This is a genomic window from Rhizobiaceae bacterium (genome assembly GCA_023953835.1).
Taxonomy (GTDB): domain Bacteria; phylum Pseudomonadota; class Alphaproteobacteria; order Rhizobiales; family Rhizobiaceae; genus Mesorhizobium_G.
Genome location: JAMLJB010000001.1, coordinates 1,776,559 through 1,798,653, shown reverse-complemented (window position 1 = coordinate 1,798,653; position 22,095 = coordinate 1,776,559). Strand labels below are relative to the sequence as shown.

The 22,095-nt window shown below is 62.1% G+C and carries 20 protein-coding genes; 5 read left to right on the top strand and 15 right to left on the bottom strand.

Features of this window, described 5'->3' with window-relative positions; translation table 11 throughout:
- Nucleotides 1–5: 5 nt before the first annotated feature.
- From M9924_08420 to M9924_08385, 8 genes are all read right to left on the bottom strand, one after another.
- Complete coding sequence (locus M9924_08420) at nt 6–2,207, bottom strand: type I secretion system permease/ATPase (protein MCO5064430.1); 2,202 nt, start codon at nt 2,205–2,207, stop codon at nt 6–8.
- Complete coding sequence (locus M9924_08415; GenBank protein ID MCO5064429.1) at nt 2,207–3,763, bottom strand: TolC family protein; 1,557 nt, start codon at nt 3,761–3,763, stop codon at nt 2,207–2,209. Before M9924_08415 ends, M9924_08420 begins: the two co-directional genes overlap by 1 nt.
- A gap of 266 nt (nt 3,764–4,029) precedes the next feature.
- The gene (locus M9924_08410) at nt 4,030–5,163 is read right to left on the bottom strand and encodes a Gfo/Idh/MocA family oxidoreductase (protein ID MCO5064428.1); all 1,134 of its coding nucleotides are present in this window, start codon (nt 5,161–5,163) and stop codon (nt 4,030–4,032) included.
- 11 nt (nt 5,164–5,174) lie between these two features.
- Nucleotides 5,175–5,921, bottom strand: coding sequence for a sugar phosphate isomerase/epimerase (locus M9924_08405; protein ID MCO5064427.1), 747 nt, complete (start codon nt 5,919–5,921; stop codon nt 5,175–5,177).
- A gap of 24 nt (nt 5,922–5,945) precedes the next feature.
- On the bottom strand, nt 5,946–7,037 hold the full coding sequence (ugpC, locus tag M9924_08400; protein MCO5064426.1) for a sn-glycerol-3-phosphate ABC transporter ATP-binding protein UgpC: 1,092 nt from the start codon (nt 7,035–7,037) through the stop codon (nt 5,946–5,948).
- A 7-nt stretch (nt 7,038–7,044) separates the two neighbouring features.
- Entirely contained in the window at nt 7,045–7,932 is an 888-nt protein-coding gene (locus tag M9924_08395; GenBank protein MCO5064425.1) for a carbohydrate ABC transporter permease, read from the bottom strand.
- Between the two features lie 13 nt (nt 7,933–7,945).
- The gene (locus tag M9924_08390; protein MCO5064424.1) at nt 7,946–8,854 is read right to left on the bottom strand and encodes a sugar ABC transporter permease; all 909 of its coding nucleotides are present in this window, start codon (nt 8,852–8,854) and stop codon (nt 7,946–7,948) included.
- Between the two features lie 39 nt (nt 8,855–8,893).
- Entirely contained in the window at nt 8,894–10,132 is a 1,239-nt protein-coding gene (locus M9924_08385; GenBank protein MCO5064423.1) for an ABC transporter substrate-binding protein, read from the bottom strand.
- A 233-nt stretch (nt 10,133–10,365) separates the two neighbouring features.
- On the opposite strand from M9924_08385, the gene M9924_08380 reads away from it, so the two are divergent.
- Complete coding sequence (locus tag M9924_08380) at nt 10,366–11,439, top strand: LacI family transcriptional regulator (protein MCO5064422.1); 1,074 nt, start codon at nt 10,366–10,368, stop codon at nt 11,437–11,439.
- Here M9924_08380 and ppa read toward each other — a convergent pair.
- The 5 genes from ppa to M9924_08355 all read right to left on the bottom strand — a co-directional run bounded on the left by ppa (nt 11,421) and on the right by M9924_08355 (nt 14,841).
- Entirely contained in the window at nt 11,421–11,954 is a 534-nt protein-coding gene (gene ppa, locus M9924_08375; protein ID MCO5064421.1) for an inorganic diphosphatase, read from the bottom strand. The genes M9924_08380 and ppa overlap by 19 nt on opposite strands.
- Before the next feature lie 93 nt (nt 11,955–12,047).
- The gene (locus tag M9924_08370; protein ID MCO5064420.1) at nt 12,048–12,554 is read right to left on the bottom strand and encodes a GNAT family N-acetyltransferase; all 507 of its coding nucleotides are present in this window, start codon (nt 12,552–12,554) and stop codon (nt 12,048–12,050) included.
- Between the two features lie 95 nt (nt 12,555–12,649).
- Nucleotides 12,650–13,288 (bottom strand): TPM domain-containing protein, encoded by a 639-nt coding sequence (locus M9924_08365; protein MCO5064419.1) that lies wholly within the window; start codon nt 13,286–13,288, stop codon nt 12,650–12,652.
- Between the two features lie 4 nt (nt 13,289–13,292).
- Nucleotides 13,293–14,093, bottom strand: a complete 801-nt coding sequence (locus M9924_08360; protein MCO5064418.1) for a YgcG family protein — start codon at nt 14,091–14,093, stop codon at nt 13,293–13,295.
- A gap of 100 nt (nt 14,094–14,193) precedes the next feature.
- The gene (locus M9924_08355) at nt 14,194–14,841 is read right to left on the bottom strand and encodes a LemA family protein (GenBank protein ID MCO5064417.1); all 648 of its coding nucleotides are present in this window, start codon (nt 14,839–14,841) and stop codon (nt 14,194–14,196) included.
- A gap of 140 nt (nt 14,842–14,981) precedes the next feature.
- Between M9924_08355 and M9924_08350 the strand changes: the two genes are divergently transcribed.
- From M9924_08350 to M9924_08340, 3 genes are all read left to right on the top strand, one after another.
- Nucleotides 14,982–15,218, top strand: coding sequence for a hypothetical protein (locus M9924_08350; GenBank protein ID MCO5064416.1), 237 nt, complete (start codon nt 14,982–14,984; stop codon nt 15,216–15,218).
- Between the two features lie 5 nt (nt 15,219–15,223).
- On the top strand, nt 15,224–16,120 hold the full coding sequence (gene pdxY, locus M9924_08345) for a pyridoxal kinase PdxY (GenBank protein MCO5064415.1): 897 nt from the start codon (nt 15,224–15,226) through the stop codon (nt 16,118–16,120).
- Nucleotides 16,121–16,185: 65 nt separating this feature from the next.
- Nucleotides 16,186–16,830, top strand: coding sequence for a carbonic anhydrase (locus tag M9924_08340; protein MCO5064414.1), 645 nt, complete (start codon nt 16,186–16,188; stop codon nt 16,828–16,830).
- Nucleotides 16,831–16,847: 17 nt separating this feature from the next.
- Here M9924_08340 and M9924_08335 read toward each other — a convergent pair whose 3' ends face one another.
- Nucleotides 16,848–18,053 carry a multidrug effflux MFS transporter gene (locus tag M9924_08335; protein ID MCO5064413.1) on the bottom strand — a complete coding sequence of 402 codons (1,206 nt, stop codon included), beginning with the start codon at nt 18,051–18,053 and terminating at the stop codon, nt 16,848–16,850.
- A gap of 98 nt (nt 18,054–18,151) precedes the next feature.
- Here M9924_08335 and M9924_08330 point away from each other — a divergent pair, with 98 nt between their 5' ends.
- Nucleotides 18,152–20,197 carry a M3 family metallopeptidase gene (locus M9924_08330; protein ID MCO5064412.1) on the top strand — a complete coding sequence of 682 codons (2,046 nt, stop codon included), beginning with the start codon at nt 18,152–18,154 and terminating at the stop codon, nt 20,195–20,197.
- A 3-nt stretch (nt 20,198–20,200) separates the two neighbouring features.
- Here M9924_08330 and M9924_08325 read toward each other — a convergent pair whose 3' ends face one another.
- Nucleotides 20,201–21,862: an adenylate/guanylate cyclase domain-containing protein gene (locus M9924_08325; protein MCO5064411.1), complete on the bottom strand. Its 1,662-nt coding sequence runs from the start codon at nt 21,860–21,862 to the stop codon at nt 20,201–20,203.
- Nucleotides 21,863–22,095: the final 233 nt, after the last annotated feature.

Below are 22,095 nucleotides of genomic sequence, written 5' to 3'. Positions count from 1 at the left end.
CGGCCTCACCTCATTGCAGTCGCTGTCTTTGGCCGGGCCGGTGGGGTCGCCCCATTCACGCCGAGCGATTCGAGGACCTTCGCCTTCGGCCCATCCTGGACGATCCGGCCTCCATCCATGACGATGATGCGATCGACAAGGTTCAGAACCTGATAGCGATGCGTCGCAACGATGAGCGTCCGATGGCCGAGCCAGCCCTTGAGGTTTTCGATGATCGTGGCCTCGGTTCCGTCGTCGAGCGAAGCGGTCGGCTCGTCCAGCAACAGAATCTGCGGCGAGCGCAGCAACACGCGGGCCAGCAGCAATGACTGCTTCTGCCCGCCGGACAGCCCGACACCCCCTTCGCGCAACTTCAGGTCAAGGCCGTGGGGCTGGTTGAGCAACAGGCGGTCGGCGCAGGAGAGATGCATCGCCTCCAGAATCTGCTCGTCGGTGGCATGCGGATTGGCAAGGCGGAGATTGTCGCGAATGCTTCCGTAGAAGAGGCTGGATTCCTGCAGCACGAAGCCGATATCGCGCCGGACGTCCGATATATCGACAAGATCCATCGACGTGTCGTTGAACAGGATATGGCCCCTCGACGGCGAGGCAAGGCCGCCCGCCAGTCTCAGCAAAGTCGATTTTCCCGCCCCGACACGTCCGAGAATAGCGATGCGCTCCCCCGGCTCGATCGTCAGGCGAGGGATTGCCAGAGCGGGTTTCGACTCGCTGTCATAGGCATAGACGACATCCTCGAAGCGATAGCTGCCCACCAATACCGGCTTGTGATAGGCGTCCTTGTTCGGGTCGTGGTCGATGGGCAGCTTGAGAAGGGCATCCAATGCCTTCTTGCTTGCCCAAACGCCCTGAATGCGTGCGAGGATGGCTGGTATCTGCCCGAGCGGGGCGATCGTTCGGCTGGTCAGGATCGAGCACGCCATCACGGCGCCGAATGACAGGCTGCCGTCCAGAATTCCATACACTCCGACCGTGATGACGCCCACATAGGCGATCTGCTGCACCTTCTGCGAGAAATTCAGGAGGACCGACGAGACACGGCGCTGCTTGAGGCTGATCTGGCCGCTGACCTGGTTGACCCGGTCCCACAATGCCCGGAACCTGGACTCGGCCTGCAACGACTTGATGTCCTCGGCGCGATAGATTGCCTCCATCAGGATCGCGTTGCGCAACGCGCCTTCGGCAAGCCCTTGCTGAGACAGCTTAGAAAGTGGAATTTGCGCGATGAAGCCGGGGATGACGATAAGAGGAATTGCGGCGAGCGGCACATAGACAAGATAGCCGCCGAGAATCCACATGATGAAAAGAAAGATCACCACAAAGGGCAGGTCGATCAGCACGCCGATTGTGGTGGAGGTCAGGAACTCGCGTAGCTGGTCGAGGTCGCGCAACTGCGAAATAAGCGTGCCGGGCGAGCGCGGGCGCGCATCGTTGCGGATGTCCAGCGTCCTTGCGAAGAACATGGCGGACAATTTGTGGTCCGCGTCCTTTCCGAAATGATCGCTGATGCTGATGCGCGCCATGCTGATGAAAAATTCGAGAACCAGCGCGATGGCGACGCCCGACACCAGCACCCACAACGTGTCCGTCGAGCGCGCCGGCACCACACGGTCCCAGACCTGCATGGCAAACAGCGATGTCGCAATACCGATCAGGTTTGCGAAAAGCGACCCAGCGCCGATTTCGAGAAGGACGGTCCAGTTTTTCAAGAGGACATTGCGTAGCCACGATTTGGAGGTCTGGCGCAGATAGCTGTCCAGCCTGCCGTCATGCGCGACTTCGCGCCCCCGAACCATGAGGATGCGGACCCGCCCCTTGCGGACAACCCGTTCGGAGGGGATGGTGCGCTCGACCAGCGAACCTTCCAGCAGGAACTGAAGCGTAAGCTCATTGTCCGATACGCCCGTGATGACGCCGACATAGGCATCCCCCACGGGGACGAGGACCGGCAGCATTTCCGGCGTTATTTTCCGGGCGGGAAGGTCGATGAACTGCGCGGTGAGGCCTGCCGAATAGGCTACGTCGATGACCGCCTGGTCCTTGTCGACCGACTTCGACCAGGCCGCCGCGTTGCGGATGAGTTCCGGCGATGTGCGGACATCCAGATGGCGGGCAGCCAGCAATATGCCGTCGACCCAGGCCTGAATGTTGGAGGCACCCACAACCTTCGCGGCTGGGGTCTTGTTCCTGCCTTCCAAGCTTCCGTGCATTATTCAGCGCTCTTGTTTTCCTTCAGCGCGGCCACGAAACGGCCAACTGCGGAATTGGCTCTGACGCGCGCCCGGTCTCCGTCGGCAATGGCGGTGATGCGCGCCGCCTCAGACTGATAGATGTCGCGTTCTGCATTGATGACGTCGGTCAGCGGGCGCTTGTTGAGCGTGTATTGCTGCCAGTAGAGGTCGATCAGGTTGCGCGAAAGGCCAATCACCGTGTCATAGCTTTGCAGGCGCGATTCGGCTCCCGCCGCTTCCGTTTCGGCCGAGCCGAGGGCGGTGCGCGTCACAAGTCGCTGGTTTTCCAACGCCTGGCTTTGCGCGCGTTGCTCCGCCTCGGCAGCGCGAATCTTGTTCTTGTTCAACCCGCCCGTCGATATGTCGCCGATGAGTTTCAGGCCGACCCACGAATTCTTGCTGTAGTCGCCATAGATGTCCTTTTCGGTGGACAGGCTCTGCCCCGCATTCACGCCAATGGATGGAAAGCGCTCGGCCTTTGCCAGCTTGACACGGGCCGTCGCGGCGTCGACCGCCGCCTGCGCCGCAAGGACGGAGGGCGTGTTCTCGATCGAATCCTGCATGTCTCCGCCGAGCTTCCGGATATAGGTGCTCGTTTCACCAAGGCCGCGCACCCTTGTCGGACGGACCCCGGCAACCTGCGCGAGCTTGCCCGCAGCGATATCGAACTCCATTCGCGCCGAAAGCACCTCCGCCGCCGCGCGCTGGATCGCGACTTCCGCCTGATTGAGATCGGACGCGTCCGAAAGCCCCGCCTTGACGCGCGTTTCGATCTTCTTGTTGATGTCGCGCAGCGAATCGACCTGCCGCTCGGCGGCGGTGATCATGTCCTGGCTCGCCGCAAGGTCGATGAATGTCGACGCCGTGCTGAATGCGACCGACTCTATCGTGTCAGCAAGCAGATGCCGCTGTTGGCCGAGCGTCGCGTTGGCGGCTGCAATGTTGCTTCTGGAGCGCCCGAAATCGTAGACGAGCTGCGTGACGCCGATCCCTACCGACGCCTGATCGCTTGACGATCCGGTGTATCCCGGGCTCACCTCGTAGTCGAGTGTCGGAAACCAGGCCGACTTGGCGATGGCGACCTCCGATTCGCTCTGAGCCACGATTGCCTCGGACCGGGTGATGTCGGGATGCCGCGCAATCGCCAGACCCACCGCTTCCTGCAGATTGAGTCCATTGAGCGATACCTGCACGGTCTCGACCGGGCTGGCAGTCTCCGGCGCCTTGTTCGTTGCAGGGGCTTCGATCGTCGCGGCGTCCGCCAGAACGGGCTGCGCCTGTCCAGGGGCAACAGGAGGCGGGAGAGGGCCGGAAACGATTGCCTCGTTCGGCTTCGCCTGCTGTCCCTGCAAGGAGCAGGCCGAAAGAGCGCCCGCCACCATGGCCAGCGAGATGGCGTTGCAGACGCCCTTCGTAAGGCCCCGGCGACGAATGGCGGCGGCGGTCGTTATCTTCGCGGTTCGCCTTCCCGCAGAATGGTCAGAAGTTTCCGCGGTTCCCGAAATGCAATTTGACCGCGCGAGTTTCGTCGACAACATTCTGTTCCCACTTCAAAGCCGCTCGGCGGCCAGTAAAATTTCTGCCTTCGCACCGAAGCACGAACATTGAAGAGACTGGGCAGCATCAGAGACAGCCGCCTCAATCATTCAATAAGCATGTCCTTTATTTAATATACCTAATTTAGTAAAGGACATATAAATGGATTTGGACAGCATTCTGGAACCGCGCGGATTCACGCGCGGCATTGTGGTGCGTTTGCACCACGCCCGTTGCGAAAGGATCGCGGAGATTCAGCCGGATTCTATGCGAGCAGAGCTTTCGCCTCTTTCACGCCAAGCGCCGCCGGACGTTCGCAGGTCGTGGCCATTTCGATGAACCTGCCTGCCTCGCCGGAGCGGAGGATGCCCGTCATGACGTCCACCGCGTGAAGCGCAAGCTCCTCGGAGCAGCGATGCGGCCTGCCCTGCATGATGGCGAGCGCCATGTCGGCCAGTCCGACGGTGCGGTAGTTCGCCATCGCGCCGCTGCCGTGCTGCTCATTGGGGACGCCGAACGGATGGCTCCATGCTGGCGCTTTCTTCACCGGCTTGCCGCGACTGGTGTATCGCACCTCCCCGCCGAAGAAATTCGGGTCCGGGACGAAAAGCGATCCCTCCTCCCCGTAGAGTTCGATGGGCGCATGGCCGTGCGCCCACACATCCCAGCTCGCGTTCAGCGTAATCGCCGCGCCATTGGCGAACTCAAGCAGGGCATGAATCGTGGTCGGAGTCTTGACGGCGATCTTCTCGCCCGCGCGTGGCTTCGAGGAAATCGTGCGCTCCGCCGCAGGGATGGTCGTCAGCGCCGCGACCCGGCGCACCGGGCCGATAAGGTTGATCAGATCGGCGATATAGTACGGCCCGAGATCAAGCACCGGGCCGCCGCCAGGCAGGAAGAAGAAATCCGGATTGGGATGCCAGTGCTCCATGCCGTGATTCATCACATGCAATGTGCCGGAGGTAATCGCGCCCAGCTTGCCGGAGTCAATCAGGTGGCGGGCGAGCTGGTGCGATCCACCGAGGAACGTGTCGGGCGCCGAGCCGATGCGCAGCCCCTTGGCGGCGGCGCGCTTTCGCAGGTCCAGCCCCTCCTTCACGGAAAGCACGAAGGGCTTTTCGGAATAGACGTGCTTGCCGGCATCCAGCGCCTTTTTGGATACGCCGTAATGCGCCGCCGGCACGGTCAGGTTGACGACGATGTCGATGTCGTCCGCCTTCAGCAGACCATCCACCGTCTCGGCCCGCACGCCATATTGCCTGGCGCGCGCCCTCGCTGCGTCCATGTCGATGTCCGAGGCTGCGCGTACCTCGATGCCCCTGAACATCGGCGACAGGCCGAAATAGGTTTTCGATATGTTGCCGCAGCCGACAATGCCGACCCCCATGATTTTCTTCATCTCACGGACCCTCAAAACTTCCTGACAGTGGCTATCGACCGCTTTGCGAACCGCGCGGCATCCGGGGGGTTGTCGTGCTCCATGATGTAGTGGCGCGCCTTGGTTTTCGACCTGAGCAATTTGTAGAGCCCTTTCCAGTCGACCTCGCCATGGCCGACATCCGACCAGCCGTCCTGCTCGATATTGGTCCCCGCCGTCGCGATGTCCTTGACATGCACGGCCGCGATGCGCGGGCCGTAGGCGGCGATCCAGGGAGCCGGGTCGATGCCTCCCCGGATGATCCAGGCGACGTCGATTTCCCATCCGATGGTCGGCGATCCGTCCAGAATATGCCGCATGGGCGAGGAGCCGTCCGGCAGCAGGCGGAACTCGAAATCATGGTTGTGCCAAGCGAAGTCGAAACCCGCATTCGCCGACTGCTTGGCGATCTTGCCGAGGCGCGCGACGAACTGCTCCCATCCCTTGCGGGATTTCGGCCTGGCTTCCGGCACGAGATAGGGACAGACGATCAACTTCACGCCCAGAGCCTTCGCGACGGATTCGACCTTTGCGAAATCCTTCTCCAGCAACTCGATGGAGAAATGCGCCGTCGGCATTGTGAGCCCGTTCTTCTTGAGTTCGGCGCGGAACCCCTTGGGATCGTCATAGACCGCGCCAAACCCCTCGACGCGCTTGTAGCCGGCCTTGGCAAGCCCTTTCAGCACATCCGGCCAGGGCGTGTGGTTGCGGGAAGAATAGAGTTGATAGGACCAGTCCATGTGTCGTTTCCCATAGTTGGAAATTCATAGGCGATTGTCGTCGGCGCCGAACATCGAGGCCCGCGCGGGATCGAACGCGATGCGCGTCAGATCGCCCGGCCTGACCTGCTTTTCGGCCTCGACGCGAAAGGCGAAATTGCTGCCTCCGAGCTTGGTCCAGACCAGCGTGTCGGCGCCCATCGGCTCGACGATCTCGACCCTCACTTCCTTGCTAAACGGCTGGCCGACAGCCGCGCCGCTCACCAGAACATGCTCGGGACGGATCCCCAGCACAGCGTCAGAACGCGGCGAGGGCTGCCGTTCGAAGGCATAGCGGCCCAGGGGGATCGAGACATCGCCGACGTGGAAGGCGGCTGCGTCCTCGCCGATCGATCCCGACAGGAAGTTCATTCCGGGTGAGCCGAGGAATCCCGCCACGAAGCGGTTGACCGGTCGGTTGTAGATGCGCTGCGGCTCGTCGAGCTGCTGGATGACGCCGCCGCGCATGACGGCGATCCGGTCGGCAAGAGTCATCGCCTCGACCTGGTCATGCGTGACATAGATCATCGTGTTTTCCAGCCGCTGGTGCAGCCGCTTGATTTCGACGCGCAGTTCCGAACGCAGCTTGGCATCCAGATTGCTCAACGGCTCGTCGAACAGAAAAACCTCGACATCGCGCACCAGCGCCCGGCCGATGGCCACGCGCTGGCGCTGTCCGCCGGAAAGGGCCGCGGGCTTGCGTTGAAGAAGCGGCTCGATCTGCAGCATCTGCGACGCGCGCCTGATGCGCTCCGCGATCTGGTCCTTCGGCATTCCGGCCACGCGCAGGCCGAAGGACAGGTTCTTCTCCACCGTCATCTGCGGATAGAGCGCATAAGACTGGAACACCATGCCGATGTCCCGGTCTTTCGGTTCGAGCCAGGTTACGTTCTTTCCCTTGATGAATATCTGGCCGTCTGTGATGTCGAGCAGGCCGGCAATGCAATTGAGCAGCGTGGACTTGCCGCAGCCGGAGGGACCGAGCAGCACGAGGAATTCCCCATGCGCGACATCGAGATTGAGCGTCTTCAGCACTTCCAGGCTGCCGTAGCTGAGGCGAAGGTCGCGAACCGAAACGCTGGCGCCATTTGACTTCATCGGCGCCCTATCCCTTGACCGCACCAGCGGCAATGCCGCGCACGAACAGCTTGCCGGATGCGAAATAGATCAGGAGCGGGACAAGTCCGGTCAGGATCGTCGCGGCCATGTTGACGTTGTATTCCTTCACGCCCTGCACCGAGTTGACGATGTTGTTGAGCTGCACCGTCATGGGATAGGTGTCGGGCCGAGTGTAGACCACACCGAAAAGGAAATCGTTCCAGATGCCGGTCACCTGCAGGATGATGGCGACGACGAATATCGGCATCGACATCGGCAGCATGATGCGCAGGAAAATCTGCCAGAACCCTGCCCCGTCGACGCGTGCGGCCTTGAACAATTCCTGCGGCAGCGAGGTGAAATAGTTCCTGAACAGCAGCGTCAGGATCGGCATGCCGAAGATCGAATGCACGATAATCAGTCCCCACAGGCTGCCGTAGAGACCCATCTCACGCAGGATGATGACGATGGGATAGATCATCACCTGATAGGGAATGAACGCGCCGACGATCAGTATCGTGAAAAAGATGTCTGCACCTCTGAACCGCCAGTTGGCGAGCGCATAGCCATTGACGGATGCAATCGCAATGGAGGCGACCACCGACGGCACGGTGATGATGACCGAGTTCCAGAAGCCCCGCGAAAGCCCGTCGCAGTTCAGGCCTGTGCACGCCGTGGCCCACGCCTTGACCCACGGTTCGAAGGTTATTTCCATCGGCGGCGAGAAGATGTTGCCGAGCCGGATTTCCGGCATGCCCTTCAGCGAGGTCACGACCATCACATAGAGCGGGACGAGGTAGTAGAACGCGACGACGAACAGCGTTCCGTAGATGACGATGTTGCGCGACGACAGGATGCGCCTCGGACGCGCACCGCGCGGACCGTCCCCGACCATGGAGGTTGCAGGTTCAGCCACGATCCCGCCCTCCGAATTCGAGATAGGCCCAGGGCACGACGATGATGATGACCGACAGCAGCATCATCGAGGAGGCCGCGAAGCCCTGCCCGAGATTCTGCGCATGGAACATGTAGTCGTAGACATATTTGGCGGGCACTTCGGAGGCGATGCCCGGACCGCCGCTGGTCTGCGCGACGACGAGGTCATAGACCTTCACGATGGAGGCCGCGATGATAACCAGTGTGGTGACGAACACGGGCCGCATCATCGGCACGATTATCTGGACGTAGGTTCGCCAGGTTGGAATTCCATCGACGCGCGCGGCCTTCCATATGTCTTCGTCGATGCCGCGCAGGCCCGCCAGCATGAGGCACATCACAAGTCCTGTTCCCTGCCACAGGGCGGCGATGACAATGCCATAGATGACGATACGCTGGTCGTAGAGCGGGTCAAAGGTGAAGCTCGTCCAGCCGAGCGAGCGCACCACCGCCTGCACTCCGAAATCGGGATTGAGCAGCCATTGCCAGACCAGCCCAGTGACAATGAAGGACAGCGCGAAGGGATAGAGGAAGATCGTCCTGAACGTATCCTCAAAGCGGATTTTCTGATCCATGAGCGCGGCCAGGACAAAGCCGATCAGCACCGAGAAAACCAGCATCAGCACGCCGTAGATGGCCAGGTTCTCGACCGCCGTCGTCCAGCGCGGGGCGGCCCACAGCCGCACATATTGATCGAAGCCGACGAAATTGGCGCGCGGCAGCAGGCGCGAATTGGTGAAGGAATAGAGGACGGTCCATGCCGTGCCGCCGGCAAAGACCACCAGCGCGGTAAGGACCATGGGGATCGACGCAATCTTCGCGCTCAGATTGCGCAGCAGCCCTGAAGGCCGGCGTTCACGCCCGATGCCATCGGTCGACATGCCGGCCTTCCCGGGGACAGGACCCACAATCGTCATCGATCAGTCGGCGGAGCCGATGATGTCCGCGAACCGCTTCTGGGCGTCCTCGACCGTGAGGTTCGGATTGGAGAAGAATTCGGCCATCAGGTCCTCCTTCTGCTTTTGCGTGTCCTGCGAAAGCAGCTGGTCGGTCCAGGGAATGACATTGCCCTTGGCGAGAATGTCGAGGCCCTTCTTCATGCAATCGTTTGCCGCATTCAGATCAACGTCGCCGCGCACCGGCAGCGAACCCTTCTTTAGGTTGAATGCGACCTGCGTCTTCGGGTCGAGAAGCGTCGTCGCCAGCACCTCCTGCGCGGCAGCCTTCGCCTCGTCCTTCTGGAGCGGGAAATAGAATGCGTCGCCGCCGGTGGCGATCATCTCTGTCACGCCGAGGCCCGGAAGGCAGGTATAGTCCTTCCCGGCCACCTTGCCCGCGATCTGGAATTCGCCCTGCGCCCAGTCACCCATGATCTGCCCCCCGGCCTTGCCGGTGATGACCATATTGGTGGCCTGGTTCCAGTCCTGCACATTTGTGTTCTTGGCCATTTTGCGCGCATCGTCGGCGGCCTTGAACACCTTGGCCATTTCAGGACCCGCCGCGGCTTCCGCGTCCTTGTCCTGATAGACCTTCAGGAACAGGTCCTTGCCGCCCAGCGCCGACAGCATCACGTCGAACGCGCCGGATGACTGCCACGGCTGCCCGCCGACCGCGAGCGGCACGATGCCTTTTTCCTCAAGCTTGGGCGCGGCAGCGACAAACTCGTCCCAGTTCTTCGGGACGGGCACGCCCGCTGATTCGAATGCGGCATTGGACAGCCACAGCCATTGCCAGGAATGGATATTGACCGGAACGCAATAGATCTTGCCGTCAATGGTGCAACTGTCGAGCAGGCTCTTTGGCCGGATGATCTCCGTCCATTTTTCCTTTGCCGCGAGGTCGGTGAAATCGCGCATCAGCCCGGCTTCGACAAGCTCCTCGGCCTGCCGGCCATGATTGAACTGCGTTGCGCCCATTGGATCGCCGCCCGTAATGCGGCTGATCATGATCGGCCGGGCGGTTCCGCCCGATCCGGCGATTGCGCCGTCAACCCATTTGTTGCCCGTCGCATCGAAGGCTTTCGCCAGTTCCTGAACTGCGGCAGCCTCGCCGCCGGATGTCCACCAGTGCGTCACTTCGAGATCGGTCGCGGATGCAAAGCCTGCATATCCACAGGCGGTGGCTGCCATGCAGGCAGCCGTCAAAAACCTATAACGCATAAGCTCCTCCCAGAAATCTGTAACGTTACAGGTGGTAAGCTAATCTATCTCCGCAATAGGGGCAACCCCACAGTTTCGTTCCACGAATAAACATTCAAATCGCATAATTTGCCACTGGGCGACGGATCTGGTGCCGGCTTAAGCGGTATTTCTGTAACGTTTCAGTATTTATTGAATTGCTTTGCCTTTGGAGCTAATCAGGGCGCATGAGATCGACCGGCTTGGGGGCCGACATGGAATCCTACGACGTCGAAAAAAGAGCACGGGTGCAGGCCGGCGCCCGCCCGACGCTGAAAACCATCGCCTTCATGACGGGATTGGGCGTGACCACCGTTTCGCGAGCACTCAAGAACGCGCCGGAGATCGGGCTGGAGACGCGCAACCGCGTTCAACTGGTGGCGCGCCAGATCGGTTACCGCCCAAACCGTGCGGGGGTTCGCCTGCGGACCGGCAAGACCAATGTGATCAGCCTTATTCTCGACACGCAGGAATCCGTGGGCGGCTTCGTGTCCGACATTGTCTACGGCGTGTCGGAGCAACTCGCGCAGACACCCTATCACCTGATTCTCACGCCCTATTCGCGTGACAATGATCCGATGGAGCCGGTGCGCTATGTCGTCGAGACGGGGTCCGCCGACGGCATCATCATTTCGCGGACCGAACCCAACGATCCGCGCGTCCGCTACATGGCGGAACATCGCTTTCCCTTCGCGACGCACGGACGCACTGCGATCAACCCTTCGCATCCGTTCCACGATTTCGATAACGCGCTTTTCGGCAGGATCGCGGTCGAGCGGCTTGCGGAACTCGGCAAGAAGCGGCTTGCCCTGCTGGGTCCCTGCCCTTCGCTCTCCTATGCGCAGCACACCCGCGACGGCTTTACGCAGGGCCTGTCGGCAGCCGGAATCGCGGAGGCTCCCTTCTTCCAGGTCTCGACGGATTCGACGATGGAAGAAATTCAGGCGGCGGTGACGGACCTCGTCAGCCGCCCGCAGCGCCCCGACGGCTTCGTCTCAAGCGCGGGAGGTGCGGCATTTTCCATCGTCGCGGGCATCGAAGCGGCCGGCCTGCAGCTTGGCCGCGATATCGATATCGTTTCCAAGCAATCGTTCAGGCTGCTGCACGTCTTTCGTCCCCAGATCAACGTCGTCAACGAGGATTTCAGACTTGCCGGACGGAACCTCGCCCGCGCGGTGATGGGCGCGATCGACGGCGCGCCGCTGGACACGCTCCAGACGATGGAACTGCCGGAAGACGTCCAGCAGGCCGCCGGTCCTCTAAACGGGGTTCAGGATTCGGCCTTGTAGCGCTCGACCGCCTCGACGATCATTTTCTTGGCGTAGTCCGCATCGTGCCAGCCGCCGATCTTCACCCATTTGCCGGGCTCCAGATCCTTGTAATGTTCGAAGAAATGCGCGACCTGATCGAGCGTGATCGGGGGGAGATCTGTGTAGTTGCGGACCCGCTCATAGCGCTTGGTGAGGTGCAGCGACGGCACGGCCAGCACTTTCTCGTCCTGTCCCGCATTGTCTTCCATGATGAGAACGCCGATTGGCCGCACATTGATGACGCAGCCCGGCACAAGCTCGCGGGTGTTGCACACCAGAACGTCGATGGGGTCGCCGTCGCCCGACAGCGTGTGCGGTACGAAGCCGTAATTTCCCGGATAGCGCATGGATGTGTAGAGGAAGCGGTCGACGACAAGCGTCCCCGCCGCCTTGTCCATTTCATACTTGATGGGTTCGCCGCCGATCGGAACCTCGATTATAACGTTCACATCTTCCGGCGGGTTGTTTCCGGTGGCTATGGCTTCGATACGCATAAGCTTCTCCAAATGGACGCCTTCCGATAGCGCCAAGGAGCCGGATAAGCAATGTGAACTGAGGTCGTAGATAGGCGGGAAACGGAGGCGGCGTCAGTCCCAGACGAAGCCGACCTTCTTGAGGGCCTTTTGCTCGAACACCTCGACGCCTTCGGCGACATCGCGCCCGCCAGACCCCTCATAGAAGGAAACGGCATTGGCGTTGTCTTCGAGCGCCCACACGACAAGACCCTTGAGCCCGTGCTGGGAAAGACGGCGACGCGCTTCCTTGAAAAGCCGCGATCCAAGGCCCACGCCCTGATATTCCGGCCTCAGGTAAAGCTCATAGATTTCGCCTTCCTGCCGCAATTGCCGGGCGCGGCTGCGCCCCAGCGTTGCATAACCGGCAATTTCACCGCCGACATCGACGACGAGGATGGAGGTCGCATTTCGTATCGCATGCGCCCACCATTGCGGGCCGCGCCGGTTGACCATCGAGATCAACGCCCGGTGCGGGATAATGCCGCTATAGGTTCCAAGCCATGCGGCCTGATGGGCATCCGCAATCGCCTCGGCATCGCGCAGTTCCGCGCGTCTTATGTCTATGGTTAGAGTCTTCATTCTTTCTTAACCATATGCCCCAATCGCATGACCGCACAAGCGCTCCTTGTGGGTAAGTGCGATTCGGCTTTTGGCGATTCTAGAATGCGGATGCGCTAGATCTCTACCAAATGATCATCCAGCTCATTCGGATTCACAGCTTTTGGTGGAAAGTGCCGCGCCAAAAGTGCGCCCACCATTCCGATGGCGGTGACGAAGCCTTCGGCAATCTCATCCTTGCGCGCATGATCGACCAGTTCGCGGATGACATTGTCCCATTCGTCCTGGCTGACCTCGGCGTTGATGCCGCTGTCGGCCACGACTTCCGCATAGCGCTCGGCCAGCGAAACGAAGATGAGCACGCCCGTGCGCTCCGCCGTCATATGCACGTTGCGGGCGAGGAACTGCTTCACGGCGTTTTCGTGCGAGCGCATGAACTGCAGGCGGCGTGGCACCAGCATAAGCCTGAAACGTGGGAAGAAAGCGATCAGCAGGAGGGCGGATGCGGTCGCGAGAATTTGCGCGGCCACGAAAACGGGCAGGCGCAACGTAAACCACCCCATCTCAAGCGCGAGCGCCGCGCCAAGGCTGACGATCAGCAGGGCGATGAACACCATGAAGGAGGCCGCGTAGAAATAGCTGCTCGAACGTCGAGCGACGACGCAGTAGATTTCGCCGCTCGTGCGGTGCTCGGCCTCGGAGATCGCGCGGGCGACCCTGTGATGTTCTTCACTCGTGATAGCCCGCGCCGTCATCGCGTCACCAGCCCCCCGACGCGCCGCCGCCACCGGAGGAGCCGCCACCGCCTGAAAAACCACCGCCACCCGACCAGCCGCCGCCTCCTGACGACCAGCCTCCACCGCCGCCGCTCCAGCCGCCCGTGGTCCAGTCGCGCCCACGGCCGCGCCGCGCATGGCGGGCATAGTTGAACTCCATGCCCAGCCAGCGATAGCGCCCCGGCGCGATCTGCTCGCCGAACATGCGCGGCAGGATCGCCATCAGTATGCTTCCGAAGAACAGGGTCACCCAGAGCAGGATGAAAAGCCCGAACACCACATCCATCGGCTCGGACGCATCGCGTTCGTTGCGCTTGGCGCGCGCCTCCAGTTCCGCACCCTGCCCTTCGAGCACCTTCACGATGCCGTCGACCGCCTGCGAGATTCCGCCGTTGAAATCTCCGTTGCGGAAATAGGGCACCATGTCCTGTATGATGAGGCTGGAATGCAGGTCGGTCAGCGTGCCTTCCAGCCCGTAGCCGACCTCGATGCGCATCTTGCGGTCGTCCTTGGCCACCAGCAGGAGCACGCCGTTGTTCTCGCCCGCCTGGCCGAGTTTCCATGCCCGGAACAGGCGGTTCGCATAGGGTTCGATGGCCTCGCCGTCGAGATTGTCGATGGTCGCGACGACGACCTGATCGCTGGATTTCGCCTCGAACGCCTGCAGCTTCGCCGTCAGCGCCTGCTCCGTGGCGGCGTCGAGCATATGCGCATCGTCCACGACGCGCCCGGTAAGCGGCGGTATCTCCGCCGCAAGCGACCCCGCCGGTGCGCAGGCAAGCATGGCCAGCACAAGCAGCACGGCGCGCAGCAGGTTCCGCACGACCCCTGATGGCATGCTTGTGGTCACTAGACCGGCCATTCCGTGTCTCGGCCGACGCGGGTCAGCCGCCCGAAGGCTGCGCCTGCGGCTGCGTGCCGAAATCGACCTTCGGCACTTCCATCTTGTCCTGTTCGACAGTGAAATTCTGGAACGGCTGCCTGTGGAACCAGAGCTTGTCCCAGATCATCGACGGGAAGGTGGAAAGGGTCAGGTTGAAGGCGCGAACGGCCTGGATATAGTCGCGGCGGGCCACCGCGATGCGGTTTTCGGTTCCTTCAAGCTGGGCCTGAAGCGCGAGGAAGTTCTGATTCGCCTTGAGGTCGGGGTAGTTCTCCGCGACCGCGAGCAGACGACCGAGCGCGCTCGTCAGCCCGGCCTGGTTCTCCTGGAACTGCCGGAAGGCATCGGGATCGGTCAGCTTGTCGGCATTCACCGTCACCTGCGTCGCCTTGGCGCGCGCCTCGACGACGGCCTGCAAGGTGTCCGCCTCGTGGGCGGCGTAGCCTTTGACCGTTTCGACGAGATTGGGAATGAGGTCGGCGCGGCGCTGATACTGGTTGAGGACTTCGCTCCACGCTGCCTTGGCATTCTCCTCCGCCGTCGGGATGGTGTTGTAGCCGCAGGCCGACAGAAGCGGCGCAAGCAACAGGACCAGCAGGATCGACAGGATAGAGCGCGGACGCTGGACGCGGAAATCGGTGATCGACATGATAAACCCCCAAGGATTCGGATCACGCGAAGGCTTAACACGTTTGGCGGACAAGGAAAGCGGTCTGTACCGATCGCCAGCCTTGACATTCCGTCACGGCTGGCGTCCCGATCGGGAAAAGGAGCAGCGTCGGCAAGTACATGGCAAAGCGCAAAGGAAATGACGATCTCGCCGAATCGCGGCGCATCATTGGCCAGATCGAGCAGGAATCGGGCTATGGCCGCGCCGCCGGTCGCCTGCAAGCTCATCTGACCGCCGCGGACGCCGACCAGTCGGACGCAATCGAGACGTGGGGAACGCGCATTGGGCGCGCCATCGGCTTCGTCGTGACAGTCGTCGTCATCATTCTCTTCATTCGATTTCTCCTTTCGGCCTGAGTTCCATGTCCCAACCCGGAAGCGAGCCGACGCAGGCGTCCGCAAAGACGGTGATCGTGATTTCGAGCCATGTCGCTCGCGGATCGGTGGGCAACCGCGCCGCCGTCTTTGCGCTGGAATCGCTGGGATTCCCGGTCTGGGCGATCCCGACCGTCATCCTGCCCTGGCATCCCGGCCACGGGCGCGCCACCCGAATCGTCCCGCCGGACGCGGAATTCGCGGCGATGCTCAAGGACCTCGAATCCTCGCCCTGGCTTGGCGAGGTGGCGGGCGTGCTGTCCGGCTATCTGGGCGACGAGGGACAGGTCGGCGCAGTCGCATCGCTTGTCTCCGCCGTGCGCAAGAAAAACCCGAACGCGCTCTATGTCTGCGACCCGGTGATGGGCGATCTGGGTGGGCTTTATGTCAAGCAGGGCCTCGCAGAACGCATCCGCGACGAACTGCTGCCGCTTGCCGACATCGCGACGCCCAACCGCTACGAGTTGGCATGGATGACGGGGCGCGACCTGTCGGAACTGCGCGCGACCATGGAGGCCGCCACCGAAGCTGGTCCCCAGACGATGCTGGTCACATCCGCGCCCGCGATGATGAAGGGCTTTACCGGTAATCTTCTGCTGTCAGGAACGGAAGCATGGCTTGCGGAGCATCGGATCATCGAGAACCCGCCGAATGGACTCGGCGACCTGACCGGCGCGGTCTTTCTTGCCAGGCTGCTCGGCGGACAGAACCTGCAAAAGGCCCTGCAAACGACGACCGCTTCCGTTTTCGAGATTCTGGCGCGCACCGCACGTCGCGGCGGCGACGAACTGCAACTGGAAACGGATTCGCAAAGCCTGTCGCATCCGATGGCAATGGTGCAGATGCGCCGCCTGTCCCTGCCCGGCAAGGATCGGCGCGCATAGGACTGCAATCGCAGCACCCCGAAATCCCTTTTGCATTCTCCGGCAAATTCTCTAGGAGAAAAAGCATGGCACATCTTCCGGAACACCTGCTCAGCGGCTACCGCACCTTCATGTCCAGCCGGTATCCCGGCGAGCGTGACTCCTATCGCTCGCTGGCGCGCGAGGGGCAGGCGCCTGAAACCATGGTGATCGCGTGCTGCGACTCGCGTTCGGCTCCCGAAGTCATCTTCAATTCCGGACCCGGCGAACTGTTCGTCGTGCGAAACGTCGCAAACCTCGTTCCGCCCTATGCACCGGACGGCGAGTTCCACGCGACGTCCGCGGCACTGGAATTCGCCGTGCAGAGCCTGAAGGTGAAGAACATTGTCGTCATGGGCCACGGTCGTTGCGGCGGCATCAAGGCGGCGCTGTCGCCGGACGCCGAGCCGCTGTCACCCGGCGATTTCATCGGCAAGTGGATGAGCCTCGTCGGCCCGGCGGCGCAAACGGTGGCAGGCAACAAGATGATGACGTCGAGCGAACGCCAGACGGCGCTGGAACGCATATCGATCCGCTATTCGCTGGACAATCTGCGCAGCTTTCCCTGCGTGAAGATATTGGAGCAGAAGGAGCGCTTGTCGCTCTACGGCGCATGGTTCGACATCTCGACCGGCGAGCTGTGGGCGATGAACAGCGAGACCGGCGACTTCGAGCGGCCCGAACTGGATTGACGCCGCGACGGCATCCCTCACGAGGGCATCGGTAGCCGCCGCCAGACGAGCCACGAAACGATTGCGATGAACCCCAGCAGCGGCACAACCGTTGCGAGCGCCACGACTGCATCGCCGATCAACGCGGCGAGCGATCCGCCAGCCAGCCCGGTCCCCATCTGCATGAAACCGAGCAGCGCCGACGCCGCCCCTGCATTGCGTCCGAACGGAGCCATCGCCGCCATTGTCATGACCGAAACGATGAAGGCCACGCCAAAGGCGTAGAAGGCGAGCGGCACCATGACGGTAGCGAAGCTCGGCGGCCAGATGCGTGGCAGGGTGACGAAAGCGATGCTCGCCAGCCCGACAAGCGTCAGTCCCAACGGCACAAGCGCGGCAGGCGACCATCGCCGCATCAGCCAGCGCAGCGTAAGCGAACCGACGATGAAGCTGCCTGACTGCATCAGCATCGCCAGACCGAATTGGGTGGGCGTCAACCCGACCCGGTTCATCATCACGAAGGGCAGCATCGTGGCAAGCGCATAGATCGCGCCCGTGGCGCCGGCGTTTGTCAGGCTGGCGGTCATGAAATAGGGGCTTTTCAGCAGACTGGCATAGCTTGCAAGAAGCGCGCGCGGCGAGATGCGGCCAAGATCTCGCTCGACGGTTTCGCGAATGCCGAAGATCGTCATGAGCACCAGCGCCCCGCCCGCAACCGCCATGACGAAAAAGATCGCGTGCCAACCGAAGAACTTCATGGTCAGCCCCCCAATGGTCGGCGCAAGCGCGGGCCCGATGGCGAGGATCGTCGCGATCAGGTTCATGATGCGGGCCGCCTGGTCGTGGTTGAACAGATCGCGGACGATGGCGCGGGACATGGCGATGCCGGCGGCGGCGCCGATGCCCTGCACGAACCGCGCAGCGATCAGCACGCCGATGCCGGGGGCAAACAGGGCGGCGAGGCTGGCCATCGTGTAGATCGCCATGAAGGCGATAGTTACCGGCCTGCGTCCCAGCCCGTCCGACAGCGGCCCCGTGACCAGTTGCGCGAACGCAAAGCCCGCGAAATAGAGCGAGAGCGACATCTTGACCGCTTCTTCGGTGGTGCCGAAAGCGTGCACGATCTCCGGCATGGCGGGTGTGTAGACCGACATTGAGAATGGACCGATCATGGCCAGACACGCGCCGATGATACCGACGCGGCGCTCGCTCATCAGTGGCCGTTGCGGCTGTTGGATGTCCATGGGTTTTGTCAGCACATGGTTGGACGGGACAGTCAAGACCGTTGCGCCGACAGAGGATGGGACCTACATCGAAGGCGCACATTCGACAGGATCATGGCATGATAGAGATTTCCCTTACAGAACATCCTTTGACGCATTGGACCGGCCCCTCCGGCCTGCCGGACTTCTCACGCATCGAGGACCGGGATTTCGCAGGCGTGCTCGACAGCGCCATGAAGGCACATGAAGGGGAAATCGAGGCAATTGCCGCCAACCCTGAACCCGCAAGCATCGAGAACACGCTCAAGGCGCTCGAACTCGGCGGCGACGCGTTGCACCGCGTATCTTCCATTTTCTGGTGTCGCGCGGGCGCACACACCAACGACACGATCCAGTCGCTCGAACGCGAGATCGCCCCGAAAATGGCGCGTCACTATTCCGCGATCTCGATGAACGAGCGGCTTTTCTCGCGCATAGACGACCTGTACCAACGGCGCGAGAGCCTGAAGCTGGACGCGGAGACGCTGCGCGTTCTGGAGCGCACCTGGAAGAATTTCGTGCGAACAGGTGCGAAGCTCGACCCCGAGGGAAAGAAGCGGCTGGCCTCCATCAACGAGGAACTGGCGGGACTCGGCGCACGCTTCGGACAGAACGTGCTGGCCGACGAGAAGCAATGGTATTTGCTACTCGATGAAAAGGACCTTTCCGGCCTGCCGGATTTCCTCAGGAGCGCCATGGCCGAGGCGGCCGACACGCGCGACGCCAAGGGCCAATATGCGATCACCCTCTCGCGCTCCATCTACGAGCCGTTCATGGCCTTCTCGGATCGCCGCGACCTTCGCGAGAAAGCGTTCAGCGCCTTCATCATGCGCGGCCAGACGGGTGGCGCGACGGACAATGGGGAAGTGGTGCAAAAGACGCTCGCACTCCGCGCGGAAAAGGCAAAGCTTCTCGGATATGAGAGCTTTGCCGCGCTCAAGCTCGACAACACCATGGCAAAGACACCCAAGGCCGTGCTCGACCTGCTCGAACCCGTCTGGGACAAGGCGCGCGCCAAGGCGGCGGCCGACGAGATCGAGCTTCAGCGCCTCGCGGCAGCCTCCGGCAGCAATGAGAAGATCGCGGGCTGGGACTGGCGCTATTATCAGGAAAAGCTGCGCGCCGAGACATTCGCCTTCGACGAAGCGGAGTTGAAGCCTTACCTGCAACTGGACAACATCATCGCAGCCTGTTTCGATGTCGCCGCCCGCCTGTTCGGCATCAGCATCGCGCCAATCGAGGGGGCAAGCGCCTGGCATCCGGACGTGCGGGTGTTCCGCGTGCTGGACAAATCCGGCAATCCGCTCGCGATTTTCCTCGCCGACTATTTCAACCGGCCTTCCAAGCGTTCCGGCGCATGGATGAGCGCGCTCCAGTCCGGCTACAGACTCGGAGAGGGATCGTCGCCGATCATCTACAACGTCATGAACCTCGCCAAGCCGCCGGCAGGCGAACCGGCTTTGCTTTCGCTCGACGAGGCGCGCACGCTGTTTCATGAGTTCGGCCACGCCCTGCACGGCATGCTGACCGATGTCACATGGCCATCGGTTTCGGGCACCTCCGTCAGCCGCGATTTCGTGGAGCTTCCCTCGCAACTCTACGAGCACTGGCTGACCGTGCCCGAAGTGCTCGAAAAATATGCGCTGCATGCGAAGACCGGCGAGCCGATGCCGAAGTCGCTGCTCGACAAGCTGCTGGCCGCCAGGACATTCGGCGCCGGGTTCAACACGGTCGAGTTCGCGGCCTCCGCGCTGGTCGACATGGCCTACCACGCCGAGCCGAACGCACCGGCCGATCCGCTCGCCTTCGAGGCACAGACGCTGCAAAGACTGCAGAAGCCGGACGCCGTTCCCATGCGACACCGCACGCCGCATTTCCAGCACGTTTTCGCAGGCGACGGCTATTCGTCGGGCTACTACTCCTACATGTGGTCGGAAGTGCTCGACGCCGATGCGTTCTCCGCGTTCGAGGAGACCGGCGACCCGTTCAACCCCGAAATGGCCGAAAAGCTCAAGACCTTCATCTATTCAGCGGGCGGTTCCCGAGACCCGGAGGAGCTTTACATCGCGTTCAGGGGCAAGATGCCTACCGCGCAGGCCATGATGGAGAAGCGCGGCCTGGAATGACGGTCAGGCCGAGACGGCTGCGGCAGGGGAGATGCGCGCTGTATCCATCCTGCGCGCGGCCATTGGCCCGATGACGCAGACTTCGAGCGGCGTCGGCATGCCGCGAATCTCTACCTGCTGAAAGGAATAGCCTTTCAGTTCCAGCCTCGACTGTTCGGCGGCGTGCCGCGATATGACAATCGCGGCATCCATTTCCTTGGCAAGCGATTCCAGCCGGCTTGCCACATTCACCGTCTCGCCGATGACCGTCACGTTGGTCGTGCGGCCGTAGCCCATCGTGCCCGCGATCGCCGGGCCGGAATGAATGCCGATGGCGACCCTCAGCGGTTCGGCAAGGTCCTGCTCAAGCTCGCGGCTGACCTGATCGAGTCCTTCCAGAATGGATTTTGCTGCCGCGAGCGCCTGTCGACAGGCAATGTCGGGACCCGTTTCGAGCCCGAATATGGCCATCGCGCCATCACCGATGAACTTGTCCAGCCGCCCGCCTTCTGCCTCCACCGCCCTGCCCACAATCGCGAAATATCGGTTGAGCATGAACACGGTGTCGAAAGGCAGGCTGCGGCTGGTGATACGGGTGAAATCGCGTATGTCGCAAAACAGCACCGCGACTTCGCGCTCCCGTCCGGGTGCAGGCGTGGCGCGCACGATTTCCGCGTGAACGCTCTCTTCCGTGGCGAGCACCGGCGCAACCTTGATGTCGGTCACCGGGCGCAACTGGCAGGCGAGCCGCACGTCGGGCGGAGCGTTGATCCGCTCCAGCGTCGCGGCCTCCACGGCTTCGGGCGACGGCTGCTCGGCCAGATGATCCAGCACGACGACCCGGCAGGTGGAGCATCTGCCGCGCCCGCCGCACACCGAATGATGCGGGATGCCCGCCAGCCTGCTGGCTTCGAGCACGCTGTAGCCGCGTGGAACCCGTGAGACCTTGCCGTCCGGATAGCGTATTTCGATCATGTTGCTTCGTTCGCTGAGAGAGCGGACGAAGCGCAACGCAAGCAGGGTGACCAGTGCGAGCCCATAGACCGAATAGATCGCGGCGACCGCCCGCTCCTTGACGATGCCCGCGGCCATGATCCGCTGCTCGTCGGGCGCGGGCAGGCCGAGACCGAGGTCGGCAACGGAGCGTCCGGCGGTGACGAAGGCGAGCGTTGTCAACACGGGAACGAGTGCCGCCACCACAAGCAGCGGCGCCCCCGCGCGCTCGAACCATGGCTTCTGGCGCTGCCAGAAATAGAGGCCGAGGCACGCATGGACCCAGACCGCGAACACCGCGAAGATCTGGCGCATGCCGGCTGTGGGCGAAGCGACCCAGAGCGAGTAAGCCACATAGCGATAGGTGTCGGGAACGCCGGTCAGCGCCTCGTTCAGCCTCGTGCCGATCACATGTTCCGCAATCAGCAATGGAATGAGCAGACCGAGCGTCACCTGGCACGCCTCGCGAAACGGCATGACCAGCGTTCGCCTGCGATAGAGGGCAAAGAGCGCGAGACCGACATGCGTGAGCAGCGCGCTGTAGAGCAGGATCGTTCCCACCGGATTGCGCCACAGCAGCAGGAACCAGGGGCGAACCTTTTCCGCCAGATCGAACGACACCAGCGCCAGCATGTGGTTGGCGAAATGCATCGACACGAAGCTGAACAGCACGAGGCCCGAATATAGCCTCATGTTCCGCAGCCGGCGGTCCAACCTTCCTCTTATCGGAGCACGGGCTACGCGGTTCATGCCGAATCCTGATCGATATCCAATGTGTCAGGCTCCTTGAGCGCCAGCAACGCCCATTCCGGCGCCTTTGCATAGCAGCAATGCCGAAGGCCCCTTTCGCAACTGCGAAAAAACCTGTATGAGCGCGGCAAACTCGGCATTCGCACCGACGGATGCTCCCGATTCATCCCGAGAAC